This window comes from Virgibacillus litoralis (genome assembly GCF_017873675.1).
GTDB lineage: Bacteria > Bacillota > Bacilli > Bacillales > Amphibacillaceae > Lentibacillus > Lentibacillus litoralis.
Window position 1 is genome coordinate 57,809 of record NZ_JAGGKK010000010.1, and the last position, 13,135, is coordinate 70,943.

A 13,135-nucleotide genomic window follows, 5' to 3' on the forward strand; every position below is an offset into this window, starting at 1 on the left:
TTCACATGACGCCTATACGCATTGTAGTGATTGATGATTCAGCATTTATGCGTAAAATAATCACAGATATGCTATCCAGCGATTATCGAATCGAGGTAGTAGCTGCGGCAAGAAATGGCAGGGATGGACTTCAAAAAATTCAGGAACATAAGCCAGATGTTGTTACGCTCGATGTTGAAATGCCGGTAATGGATGGAATTACAGCATTACAACATATTATGAAACTGATACCTACTCCAGTAATTATGCTATCAAGTGCGACAAAAGAAGGTACATCCAAGACAGTCCAAGCAATATCTGAAGGGGCAGTAGAATTTATAACAAAGCCTACAGGAGTAAATTCTATAGACATAGCTCAAATCAAGGAAATGATAATAACAAAGGTTATTGTTGCTTCACAAGCGAAATTAGTTAAAAAAAGCCCCTTAAAGGAAAATGGCAGTGTAACAGATACTGCCGTTCTACGAAGATACTCCAAATCAATTGTGACTATAGGAGCATCTACAGGTGGACCGAAAGCATTGCAACGGGTTTTAACCGATTTGCCAAGTAACATTCCGGCATCCCTTTTGATTGTACAGCATATGCCTCCAGGGTTTACCAAGTCACTTGCTGAGCGATTAGATAAAATAGCTGATATTCATATTAAAGAAGCATCCCATGGAGAATTTATAAATGAAGGCACAGCATACATTGCACCAGGAAATTATCATATGAAATTGAAAACTGTTGGAACTGCGCATGCTGTTGAGTTGACTCAGGAAAATCCCAGAAATGGACATAGACCTGCAGTTGATGTTCTTTTTGAATCATTGGCAAAAGTTGAAAAGGTCAACAAAATTTCTGCTGTATTAACTGGAATGGGCAATGATGGATCACACGGAATAAATGATTTGAAAGAATCTGATCCGGAATCAATTATTATTGCCGAAGCGGAAGAATCATCTGTTGTATATGGAATGCCTAAAGCAGCTGTGAGAACAAACCACGTCAATCATATTGTTCATTTACATCAAGTGGGGGATACCATTACGAAGTTAGTAAATAGATCAAGGGGGACGTAAAATGGATACAACACAATATTTAGATGTGTTTATTGATGAAAGCACGGAACACTTGGAAGAGTTATATAAACAGTTACTTGAATTGGAGAAAAATCCGGAAGACAAAACAATCATAGACGAAATATTTCGGGCTGCGCATACATTGAAAGGTATGTCTGCAACAATGGGTTATACTAATGTAGCTAACTTAACACATAAGTTGGAAAACATTTTTGATGGTATCAGATACGATAAAATAGCTGTCCAATCTGACATGATTGATATTCTCTTTGACGCCGTAGATCAGTTAAACGCTATCGTTGAAGATATCGGAAACGGTGGAGACGGAAAACGAGATGTAAGCCATATTGTTACATATCTGGATAAAATTGAAAAAGGTGAAAAGGAAAAAGTTAATGTAAAAGAAAGCAAAAAGAACGAATCAGGTCAAGCCTTTAATACACTGGAAACTGTTAAATCATTAGACCAGTTTGAGATTTCTATTTTAAAAGAATCGTCAGAACGTGGGTTTTCCAATTATGAAATATCAGTGCACTTAAGCGAAGATTGTTTACTAAAAGGCGCTCGTGTTTTTATGGTATTCGAGGTATTTGAAAAGCTTGGAGAGGTTATTAAATCCGAACCATCTGTTAATGAGCTGGAAGAAGAGAACTTTGAAAACACTTTTACAGTGCTTCTAGTATCTCAATTAAAAGAAGAAGAAATAAAATCGAAAATTATGAAAGTGTCAGAAGTAGATAAGGTAATCATAAATTATTTTTCAGTAGATACATATACACAGGAGCAGAAGGATAAAGAGTCTGCGATGGAAGTCCAAGAGGAAACGGAGATACCAGAAAAAAATAAAACTGAAGATAAAAGTACTGGTAAGAGCACTCTCAGTAAAACAATTCGAGTAAATATTGATCGCCTGGATGTTTTAATGAACTTATTTGAGGAATTGGTTATTGACCGCGGACGTTTAGAACAAATTTCAATGGAGCTTGATAACGACGATTTGCAGGAAACTGTCGAGCGTATGACACGAGTGTCCGGAGACCTGCAAAATATCATTCTAACAATGCGAATGGTACCAATTGATCAGGTATTTAATCGATTTCCGCGTATGATAAGGCAGATTGCACGTGATTTAAATAAAATTGTGGAAATTGACATCATTGGTGCTGAAACAGAATTAGACCGAACAGTTATTGATGAGATTGGTGACCCATTAGTCCATCTGATAAGAAATGCAATGGATCACGGGATTGAATTACCTCAGGAACGAAAAGCAAAAGGAAAGCCCGAGAAAGGGACAATTACCTTAGAGGCATACCATAGCGGAAATCATGTTTTCATAGAAATATCAGATGATGGTGGCGGGATAAATAAACGAAAAGTACTTGAAAAGGCGATTACTAACGAAGTAATAAGCAGTGCTTATGCTGAAACACTATCAGATCAACAAATTTATGAACTAATTATGGAAAGTGGATTCTCAACCGCAGACACTATTTCCGATTTATCAGGACGTGGGGTAGGGTTGGATGTTGTAAAGAATACAATAGAGTCATTAGGCGGAAGTATAACAATAGACGCAACAATCGATGAAGGCTCAAAATTCTCGATTCAATTACCGTTAACTTTATCAATAATGTCTGTGTTATTAGTAGAGTTACAAAATGAAAAGTATGCAGTTCCATTATCATCGATAATTGAGACTTCCATCATTCATAAAGACCGGATTATGAATGCTCATAATAAAAGCGTAATAGATTTTCGAGGCAAAGTCGTTCCGCTAGCTTATTTGAACAAGATTTTTACTGTTCCACAAACAAATAGAGAAGATCAAGAATATTTATCGGTTGTCATTGTTCGTAAAGGGGATAAAATGGCTGGACTTGTTGTCGACTCGCTGATTGGTCAGCAGGAAGTCGTATTAAAATCATTGGGAGATTATTTATCCAACACTTTTGCTATATCTGGAGCAACTATTCTGGGAGACGGAGAAGTCGCCTTAATCATTGACAGTAATGCTCTAATTAAATAAAAACTGAAATTGGAGGAATTAAAATGAACAATGAGACAATTGTTGATCGTAAGGTAATTATATTTCAATTAAATGATGAAGAATATGCAGTATCAGTACAGCAAGTGGGTTCAATTGAGAGAATTCAACCGATAACTAGAGTACCACAAACAGCTGACTTCGTTAAAGGAGTTATTAATTTACGTGGGGTCGTTACACCGATAATCGATCTTAGAGTACGCTTTGGGTTAAAGGAAACTGAGTTCACAGAATCCAGTCGGATTATTATTGTTTACCTTGATGAAATGGAGGTAGGTCTGATTGTTGATGCTGCGAACGATGTAATTGATATTCCAGAAGATACGATTGAACCAGCGCCAGAAGTAATAGGGTCAGTAGATGTTGATTATATTGACGGTGTTGCAAAACTTGATAATCGTTTACTAATACTACTCAATTTACAAAAGGTTTTAACCAAAGAAGAAATAAACGAGTTAAAATCAGTGGAAGGTTAACCGAATGGAAGATATAAGTCGTCTTTCAACAGTACAAATGGATGTGCTGCGGGAAATAGGAAATATTGGTGCTGGAAATGCAGCGACATCAATGTCCAAATTGATTAATAAAAAAATTGATATGCAGGTTCCTTCTGTGAATGTAGTGGCATTTGACGAAGTGATGGAGATGATAGGCGGTCCAGAAACGCCCATCGTTGGAATTATGATACACATTTCGGGTGAGGCTTCAGGAAAAGTCTACTTTATTCTAAGTATTGAAGAAGCTGAATCCTTGGTAAGAAGTATTACCAAGGAAGATGACTTTAAATTATTAAGTGATGAAGAACCAAATGAATTGGTACTTTCTGCATTAAAAGAAACAGGCAATATACTAACTGGCTCCTACATAACTGCCCTATCTGATTTTACAAGCCTTCAGATGCAACCATCCGTTCCATATTTAAGTATTGATATGGCTGGAGCTGTATTGACAGTTGGCTTAATTGAAGTATCACAAGTTACTGATTATGCCATAATTATTGATACCAAAATCAATGATAGTGAATCTGCTGATGGAATACATGGTAATTTCTTTTTTCTGCCAGATCCAGAAGCGTTTCCAAAAATATTTAATGTATTGGGAATTGAAAATAATGGATGATACACAAACAGTGGTAAAGGTTAGAATTGCTGATTTGAACATTGTAAAAGCACCACATCTAATACGCACATCAGGCCTTGGGTCATGTGTAGGTGTAGTTTTATATGACTTGTCCCGTAAAATTGCAGGATTAGCACACGTAATGCTGCCAGACTCTAACCTTGCCAAACAGTCAAATATGAATGAATTTAAATATGCAAATACTGCAATAGACTATTTAATTAAAGAATTATGCACAAATGGCGCAAGAAAATATGCCTTACAAGCTAAGTTAGCCGGTGGTGCACAAATGTTTCACTTTGAATCACCTAATGATTTAATGCGGATTGGTCCAAGAAATGTACAGGCTATCCAAGAGAAGCTAAGACAATACGAAATACCAGTGGCAGCTATGGATGTTGGTGGTAACAGTGGCAGAACAATCGATTTTGACCCTGCCACAGGCAACTTGAAAATACGTACAGTTAATAAGGTTGAATTGGTCATATAGAGTAAAAATAGAAGTCCTCATTTACTATAAATAAAAGGGAGGAGCAATCAAATGACAACTAATAAATCTCCTCTAGAGCAAAGACTTTGGAAAAACTGGCTAGAAAACAAGGATAATGAAGCCGCAAACGAACTAATTGAAAATTATATGTATCTAGTAACCTTTCATGTCGAAAGAGTTTCGAGTCACCTGCCAAGTAATGTTAACAAAGAGGACTTGAAAAGTTTTGGATTGATGGGCTTATTTGATGCGTTGAATAAATTCGAACACAATCGTAACCTTAAGTTTGATACATACGCATCATTTCGTATACGTGGTGCTATTATAGATGGGCTTAGAAAGGAAGATTGGCTGCCAAGGTCCATTAGGGAAAAGACTAAAAAAATAGAAAAAGTGTCCCAAGAGTTGGAGCAAAGTTATCACCGTACTCCAACTGCTGATGAGATTGCTGCTAAGCTAGAAATACCTGTACACGAAGTGGAAGAACTGGTACGAGACTCCCTTTTTGCAAACATATTGTCAATTGAAGAAAAACCTAAAGATAATTCAGTAGAACATAAAGAGGGTATTGGTTATACCATCCCCGATGAATCTTCCATTTCACCAGATGATCATATGCTTCAAACGGAAATAAAGCAGGAACTAATAGAAAGTATTAAACTGTTAAATGAAAACGAACAGATGGTTGTTAGTTTATTTTATCATCAGGAGCTCACTTTGACAGAGATAGGGCAAGTTCTGGAATTAACGACTTCACGTATATCGCAAATTCACAGAAAAGCAATTTTCAAGCTAAAAAATACAATTAATAAAATGCAATCTAACCATTAAATAAGAGAGTGTCTCAGAATTATCAAACCTTGTAGGTCCAGTGTTTAAAAATGTGAAAAATGTTTGTGGTTGTATTAGGAAACGCTCAAGAAGTTTAGAACTGCCCCCCCTCTCTCTCCAGCAGTGGGAATAAACGGGACATTCACGGAAAACAAGTATATCGTACGATCCAACACGGGTGGAGCATTTTTACTGAATTATCATTATGCAGTTGACTTAAGAGAGAAAATAAAGAGGGGAATCACCATGGATCAAATACAAGATTTCTTTACTGTAACCACATCTAATGATCGCATGAACGCTTATATCGATTACACAGGGGGTAATGATGAAAGCGCATTAGAATTGGATAAAAAAGCTGTTATACAGTTTTTACAAGATAATAAAATAACATATGGTATCGATGAACATGCACTTGATACTTTACTGTCAGAAAATAATTCAGCTATTTTCCCTTTAACGATAGCGACAGGCATCTTTCCTGAAGATGGTTTGGATGGAGAAATTCATTGTGAATTTGATTTTGATGACAATAACACCAGCGTAACCTCAAGCTTGAACTTTCGTGATGTAATGCGTATTCCATCTGTTAAGGAAGGAGAGCGGCTTGCTACTTTAACTTTGCCCACTGCAGGAGTAAATGGCTATGATGTATACGGGAAGTTGATACAAGCTCACCCTGGCAAGCCATCTCGAATAAAGCCAGGTAAAAATGTTATATTCCACGAAGAAGATCTTTCATTTTACGCAACAACAGAAGGACAAGTTCATGTAACAGAACGATTTTTACAAGTATATAACGTGTTTGAAGTTAGCGAAGACTTATCCATGAAACAAGGAAATCTGGATTTTGTTGGTTCAATTGTAATTAAAGGGAATGTACCCTCAGGGTATACAGTAAAAGCAAAAGGTGATATTAGAATTTTTGGTATGGTAGAGGCTGCTTCAATCATCGCAGAAGGTTCTGTATATATATCAGAAGGACTTTCAGGATTAAATAAAGGATTTATTAACGCAGGAGAAAATTTAACAATTGGTTACATTAATCAAGGAACAGTGTATGTTGGAAAGAACATTTATGCAGAAAATTCAATTTTACATAGCAACATTACTGCAAAACAACAGGTCTTTTGTCAAAGAGGCAATATTATTGGTGGTTCTATCTCTGCTGGAAAGTTAGTAGAAGCAAAAGATATCGGGAATCGATTGGGTACCAAAACAGAGATTATATTTGGAGTTAATAAAGCGGTAGCTGATCGTGAGAAAAAATTATTGGCCCAAAAAAAGGAGTTACAGGCAACACTATCGAAATTAAATACAATTGAGAAGAAATTATTTGATCAGCAGGAAGAAACGGATACTGCCAAATCGAAATTAACATTGCTGCGTATTAAAAACTCTTACCAAAAAGCTGCTGACCAGCTTCAGAAAACAGAAGTGACATTAGAACAATTGACCGCAGAGATAGGCAGTGAACATGAATCCCTCTTGATTATAAGAGGTCAAGTTAATCCAAATGTAATTATTACTTTTGGGAGATATAAATGTAAAATTGATAGAAATCATCAATATATAAAAATGAAGTTAGACAATAATGAAATTGTTATGCACAATATAAAGTAGAAAATTAAGGGAAGTGATTCTGTTGAGCTGGAAATCAATAGAAATGCAGGTGGCGCTTCCAAGGACACAAGATGCAGGAAAACTTCAAGAGCAAATGCTGAAACAAAACCAGCATTTTCAAGAGTCGCTTGCGCAAAGTCAATTAAAAGAAATTGAACAGAAACGTAAGCGGGTACAAGAATTTGAAAGCATTAATGACGTTAAAATCAAGGACGAAGAGGAGCACGGTGCTTTTAATTCAGAAGAACAAAAAACTGGATCTGAGTATGATCCAAATGATGAATTTGCAGAACATCCTTACTTGGGTAAAAAAATTGATTTTAGTGGATAGAGGGATACGATGACATCAATGTTACTTATAATAAGTTTTTTGTTACACTTGGTTGCTTTAGTAGCAATTTTCCAACTGTTCAAGCAGCTTCAGCTATTAAAAAAGGATAGCTCACAAGATATAATGGAACTATTGGAAACATATTTAGAGGAAATAAAAGAAGAAAACCGTTTTTTAGAGGAAGAAATTGGGAAGCCTAATTATGAGCCCCCTGCTTCATCGACGGAAGGATTTGAAGTAGAACAGAAAAAAGAAATAGTATCTGAATATATTCCTGAATCTGCTAAAGTGGTTGATGATTCCGAAACTTCTTTGCAGGCTAAAATACTGCAGCTTCATGACCAGGGATTAAAAGCAGAAAATATCGCGCGACGTTTGAACTGTGGAAAAACTGAAGCAGAGCTAATAATAAAATTGCATGGTAAGTAAACCAAAAGCAAAAGAATTACCCTGGCCCTGGCTATCTGACTTATGGACAGGTAGAATATCTCCATTCTAAAACTTCGTTGTGGCATAAAATCTGTAAGCTGCTACATAGTGAAATAATTTTTTAACCTTCACTTTATTTATAAAAATGGTGGAGTGCTTAGATTTGTTCCGGCAGAATACTTCGCTTTCATAACAACTGCTGAAAATCCCGCAAGAAGCGGTTTTGGCTTCCGAGGCAGCTGAAGCGTTGCCCTGAGGTGCGTGAAGTGTATTTCCAAAGCGATGGCGTAGCACTCAGCTATTATTCCATGTTACTTCGCATATTACATCAACTACCAGAAAAGACAACAGAATTTACACAGAGCCAAAAATCATTATTGATTATGAGAAAACTACTAATAAAACTTGATTGCGAGTATCTGATATGGTATATTTATTTTTGGTGTAAATACTATGTTCACCGATCGAAAGTGAGCAAGTTAAACAACACACGTTTAGTGATTTGGGTAAATGGTGCCATCTAATGGTCTTTATGCAAAAATGACCTAAGCGGAGGAATAAAACCAATAGGAGGAATTTTTTATGTCAGTAATTTCGATGAAACAATTGTTGGAGGCTGGTGTACATTTCGGTCACCAGACACGCCGTTGGAATCCAAAGATGAAGAAATATATCTTCACAGAACGTAACGGTATTTATATCATTGACCTTCAAAAAACAGTTAAGAAGGTAGATGAAGCGTACAAATATGTTAAAGAAATCGCATCAAATGGCGGTACAGTTCTTTTCGTAGGTACAAAAAAACAAGCACAGGATTCAGTTCGTGATGAAGCAACTCGTTCTGGCATGTTCTATATTAACCAACGCTGGTTAGGTGGAACATTAACTAATTTCCAAACAATCCGTAAACGTATCAACCGTCTTAAAGACATTGAGCGTATGGAAGAGGACGGTACCTTTGAAGTACTTCCGAAAAAAGAAGTAGTAGACTTATTGAAAGAAAAAGATCGCTTAGTTAAATTTCTCGGTGGAATTAAAGAAATGAAAAAACTTCCAGACGCTATGTTTGTAATCGATCCGCGTAAAGAACGCATTGCGATTGCTGAAGCACATAAATTGAATATTCCGATTATCGGAATGGTTGACACAAATTGTGACCCAGATGAAATTGACTATGTTATCCCAGCAAACGATGATGCAATTCGTGCAGTCAAGCTGTTAACATCTAAAATAGCAGACGCTATTCTAGAAGTGAAGCAAGGCGAAGAAACTGAAGAAGTAGAAGCGCAAGCAAAAGCACAAGCTGAAGAAGCTGTAGCTGTAGACAACGCTGAAACTGATAAAGAGTAGTTTTGTAAAAGGTCGGGTGATAAGGGGATAAGCCTTTTATCACCCTTTTTTGGCAGATAAGAAAGTATAAATACTTTCTTACTGCATAAGTGCAACTAAGGCTTATCTATATTAAGGCTTGGCGATAAGCCAAGTTTTCTAACAGCTATGAAAGGATAACTACTTTTCTGCTGCATAGGTGCAAATAATGCTTGGACTTCTGATAAATTTGACACATAGGTTTTACAATAAAATATAGTTTCACATTACAAGGAGGATTTACAATGGACATTACCGCTAAAATGGTTAAAGAACTTCGGGAAAGAACTGGTGCTGGAATGATGGACTGTAAGAAAGCACTTCAGGAAACAGATGGAGATATCGATAAAGCAATAGACTTCTTACGTGAAAAAGGTGTTGCAAAAGCAGCGAAAAAGGCAGATCGCGTTGCTGCGGAAGGATTAACACATATTGAGATTGACAATAACTCTGCTGTACTTTTAGAAGTTAACTGTGAAACAGACTTTGTAACTAAAAACGATCAATTTAAACAATTGCTATCTGAACTAGGAAAACATATTGTGAAGCAAAATCCCGAAACAGTTGAAGAAGCTTTACAGCAAAATCTTCATGGTGAAGGTGACAAAGTTGAATCATACATCAACTCTATTATTGCTAAAATTGGAGAAAAGATTTCACTTCGTCGCTTTACACTTTTGAACAAAACTGATAATGACGCGTTTGGTGCTTATCTTCATATGGGAGGCAGTATTGGTGTACTTTCTTTACTTGAAGGAACAACTGATGATGAAGTTGCGAAAGATATAGCAATGCATGCAGCAGCTGTTAGCCCGCGTTATGTATCACGCGATGCAGTGTCTGAAGATGAAGTGAGCCGTGAGCGCGAGGTACTAAAAACACAGGCTTTAAATGAAGGCAAGCCAGAAAAGATCGTTGAAAAAATGGTTGAGGGTCGTCTTGGTAAATTCTTTGAAGAAATTTGTCTTTTGGAACAAAACTTCGTCAAAGATCCAGACCAAAAAGTAAAGAATTATGTAGCTGATAAAGGTGCTGAGGTAAAAACGTTTGTTCGCTATGAAGTAGGCGAAGGTATGGAAAAACGTGAAGAAAACTTCGCTGAAGAAGTAAAGAGCCAAATGAAAAAATAATAAATTCTAAAAATGGGGAACACGTAACTGTTGTTCCCTATTTCTGGAGTAAAGAAAGTATAAATCTTTTGTGTTTTGTACTTTAGTTGCTGCATAAGCAACATCTAGCTCCAGTCCAGTGACTAGTGGATTACCTGTACGTCCTTATGATAAGGAATAAATGATGTTCGACTTCTGGCGATAAGCCCAGTTTTCTAACTAGTACTAATAAGTACAATACTTGACCAGTACTTAACAAACATTAATATAAACAATATAATATTTCTATGGAGGTAATTATGACAACAGCTCGGTACCGTAGAATTGTGTTAAAATTAAGTGGAGAGGCTTTAAGCGGAAAAGAAGGCTATGGAATAGAACCACAGGTAATTCAATCTGTTGCCGCACAAGTGAAAGAAGTAGCAGAATTAGGTGTAGAGGTAGCAATTGTAGTTGGTGGAGGAAATATATGGCGTGGTAAAGTTGGCAGTGAGATGGGAATGGATCGTGCGACAGCTGATTATATGGGGATGTTGGCAACAATTATGAATTCGCTAGCACTTCAGGATAGCCTAGAAAATAATGGGATTCAGACTCGCGTCCAAACATCTATTGAAATGCGACAAGTAGCTGAACCGTATATAAGAAGAAAAGCAATTCGCCATCTCGAAAAGAAACGTGTTGTCATTTTTGCAGCAGGTACTGGAAACCCATTCTTCTCCACTGACACTACAGCAGCGTTACGGGCTGCAGAAATCGAAGCAGAAGTTATTTTAATGGCAAAAAATAATGTTGATGGGGTATATTCTGACGATCCAAAAGTTAATAAAAAAGCTGAAAAGTATACGGAGATATCATATTTGGAAATGCTAAATGAAGGTCTCGGTGTAATGGACTCAACTGCATCATCATTATGTATGGATAATGATATTCCACTAATTGTATTCTCTATTACCGAAGAAGGTAATATTAAACGAGTGGTACAAGGTGAACCAATTGGAACAACAATAAGGGGGAAATAAAGATGTCAGATGCTATATTGAAGGAGACTCGCAGTAAAATGGAGCAAGCAGTTCAGGCATTCTCAAAAAGCCTGGCAACAGTACGTGCTGGTCGTGCCAACCCATCGCTTTTGGACAGCGTATATGTTAATTATTATGGTGCAACAACACCACTTAATCAATTAGCAACTATATCTGCACCAGAAGCTAGGTTACTGGTCATCACACCATTTGATAAGTCATCGATTGGTGATGTGGAGAAGGCCATACAAAAATCTGATCTAGGGTTGTCACCTTCAAATGATGGGAATGTTATCCGTATTAACATACCATCTCTAACAGAAGAACGTCGTAAGGATTTAGTTAAAGTCGTAGGAAAATATGCCGAAGAGGGACGTGTACAGGTAAGGAATATTCGTCGTGAATCGAATGATCAACTAAAAAAAGCTGAGAAGAATAATGATTTAACTGAAGATGAGCTTAAAAGTGCGCAAGATGATGTGCAAAAAGAAACTAATAATCATATTGATAAGATTGACCAGCTAGCAAAAGGCAAGGAAAAGGAAATTCTTGAGGTTTAAATATATGGTGAGTCAAATAAGAAGCTTTAGCCCTCTTGTTTAAGAGGGCTTTTATTTCCAGTTCAAGCGTATTAAAATAGTAAAGCTAAATTATTGATTATATAAATGTTATAAATGGTTTTTTCTTAAAATATAAGAAAAACTATCCTTTCTAAACATAGGTATAAGGCAGGTTTTTCTTATATTTTAATAAAATTCTTATGAAAATTTAATCATTATAATGCTATAATGGTAATTCATCCTAATAGTATGAAATGATTTAATACAGCTAATATCGTTAGAATCGACAGGATGAGTTTTCTAATCCTTCATATTGATTATATTTAAGAGGGTTGTATAAGGATAATCAACCATATCGGAGGACAAATTATGTCAATGAAGCTTCCTTTTTTTAAAAATAAACAACAAAAAGATTTAAGTGAAGAGCACGATCTTGATAATATACCGAATCATGTTGCTATCATAATGGACGGAAACGGACGATGGGCCAAAAAAAGAGGATTACCCCGGATAGCTGGACATAAAGAAGGAATGAATGTTGTAAAAGAAATCGTCAAAGCAGCAAGAAATTCAAATGTACAGATCCTAACATTATATGCTTTCTCCACTGAAAACTGGAAACGACCCAAATCAGAAGTTGACTTTCTTATGAAATTACCTAAAGAGTTTTTACATATATATTTACCGGAGCTTATGGAAAACAAAGTGAGAATTAATACAATTGGTAATTTTGAAGCACTTCCTGATCATACGAAAGAAGCTATACAATATGCGAAAGAAAAGACAAAAAATAATGATGGCTTATTATTAAATTTTGCTTTAAACTATGGTAGTAGACTTGAAATCATGCGTGCTATCAAACAAGTTATGACAGATATCGATGGCTCAAAATTATCGATTGACAATTTAGACGAAAACACTTTCTCAGAGTATCTATATACGAAAGATTTGACAGACCCTGATTTATTAATTAGAACAAGTGGTGAACAACGATTAAGTAATTTTCTATTGTGGCAGGTAGCTTATTCAGAATTTTGGTTTACAGACGTTTTATGGCCAGATTTTTCGGAAGAAATATTTAAAAATGCCCTCCATGATTATCAACAGCGAAAAAGAAGATATGGAGGTATTTAAGGTGTTGA

Annotated in this window: 14 protein-coding genes; all 14 read left to right on the forward strand. The window is 36.2% G+C overall.

What is annotated here, in order from left to right; translation table 11 throughout:
* The first annotated feature begins 5 nt into the window (after window positions 1-5).
* On the forward strand, window positions 6-1,064 hold the full coding sequence (locus J2Z82_RS10070) for a protein-glutamate methylesterase/protein-glutamine glutaminase (protein ID WP_209480671.1): 1,059 nt from the start codon (window positions 6-8) through the stop codon (window positions 1,062-1,064).
* A gap of 1 nt (window position 1,065) precedes the next feature.
* The gene (locus tag J2Z82_RS10075; protein WP_209480672.1) at window positions 1,066-3,093 is read left to right on the forward strand and encodes a chemotaxis protein CheA; all 2,028 of its coding nucleotides are present in this window, start codon (window positions 1,066-1,068) and stop codon (window positions 3,091-3,093) included.
* A 23-nt stretch (window positions 3,094-3,116) separates the two neighbouring features.
* Window positions 3,117-3,587: a chemotaxis protein CheW gene (locus J2Z82_RS10080; RefSeq protein WP_209480673.1), complete on the forward strand. Its 471-nt coding sequence runs from the start codon at window positions 3,117-3,119 to the stop codon at window positions 3,585-3,587.
* A gap of 4 nt (window positions 3,588-3,591) precedes the next feature.
* Window positions 3,592-4,230, forward strand: a complete 639-nt coding sequence (locus tag J2Z82_RS10085) for a chemotaxis protein CheC (protein ID WP_209480674.1) — start codon at window positions 3,592-3,594, stop codon at window positions 4,228-4,230.
* On the forward strand, window positions 4,223-4,720 hold the full coding sequence (locus J2Z82_RS10090) for a chemotaxis protein CheD (protein WP_209480675.1): 498 nt from the start codon (window positions 4,223-4,225) through the stop codon (window positions 4,718-4,720). The genes J2Z82_RS10085 and J2Z82_RS10090 overlap by 8 nt, the downstream gene beginning before the upstream one ends.
* Before the next feature lie 51 nt (window positions 4,721-4,771).
* Window positions 4,772-5,551 (forward strand): FliA/WhiG family RNA polymerase sigma factor, encoded by a 780-nt coding sequence (locus tag J2Z82_RS10095; protein WP_209480676.1) that lies wholly within the window; start codon window positions 4,772-4,774, stop codon window positions 5,549-5,551.
* 246 nt (window positions 5,552-5,797) lie between these two features.
* A complete protein-coding gene (locus J2Z82_RS10100) occupies window positions 5,798-7,174 on the forward strand; it encodes a FapA family protein (RefSeq protein WP_209480677.1) in 1,377 nt (458 codons plus the stop codon).
* 13 nt (window positions 7,175-7,187) lie between these two features.
* Complete coding sequence (locus J2Z82_RS10105; RefSeq protein WP_342453621.1) at window positions 7,188-7,505, forward strand: hypothetical protein; 318 nt, start codon at window positions 7,188-7,190, stop codon at window positions 7,503-7,505.
* 9 nt (window positions 7,506-7,514) lie between these two features.
* On the forward strand, window positions 7,515-7,934 hold the full coding sequence (locus tag J2Z82_RS10110; RefSeq protein WP_209480679.1) for a DUF6115 domain-containing protein: 420 nt from the start codon (window positions 7,515-7,517) through the stop codon (window positions 7,932-7,934).
* 582 nt (window positions 7,935-8,516) lie between these two features.
* Window positions 8,517-9,284, forward strand: a complete 768-nt coding sequence (rpsB, locus tag J2Z82_RS10115; protein WP_209480680.1) for a 30S ribosomal protein S2 — start codon at window positions 8,517-8,519, stop codon at window positions 9,282-9,284.
* Between the two features lie 263 nt (window positions 9,285-9,547).
* On the forward strand, window positions 9,548-10,432 hold the full coding sequence (gene tsf / locus J2Z82_RS10120; RefSeq protein WP_209480681.1) for a translation elongation factor Ts: 885 nt from the start codon (window positions 9,548-9,550) through the stop codon (window positions 10,430-10,432).
* 278 nt (window positions 10,433-10,710) lie between these two features.
* Window positions 10,711-11,433 carry a UMP kinase gene (pyrH, locus tag J2Z82_RS10125; RefSeq protein ID WP_209480682.1) on the forward strand — a complete coding sequence of 241 codons (723 nt, stop codon included), beginning with the start codon at window positions 10,711-10,713 and terminating at the stop codon, window positions 11,431-11,433.
* 2 nt (window positions 11,434-11,435) lie between these two features.
* Window positions 11,436-11,993 carry a ribosome recycling factor gene (frr, locus tag J2Z82_RS10130; protein WP_209480683.1) on the forward strand — a complete coding sequence of 186 codons (558 nt, stop codon included), beginning with the start codon at window positions 11,436-11,438 and terminating at the stop codon, window positions 11,991-11,993.
* A 369-nt stretch (window positions 11,994-12,362) separates the two neighbouring features.
* Window positions 12,363-13,127, forward strand: coding sequence for an undecaprenyl pyrophosphate synthase (locus J2Z82_RS10135; RefSeq protein WP_209480684.1), 765 nt, complete (start codon window positions 12,363-12,365; stop codon window positions 13,125-13,127).
* The last annotated feature ends 8 nt before the right edge of the window (window positions 13,128-13,135 follow it).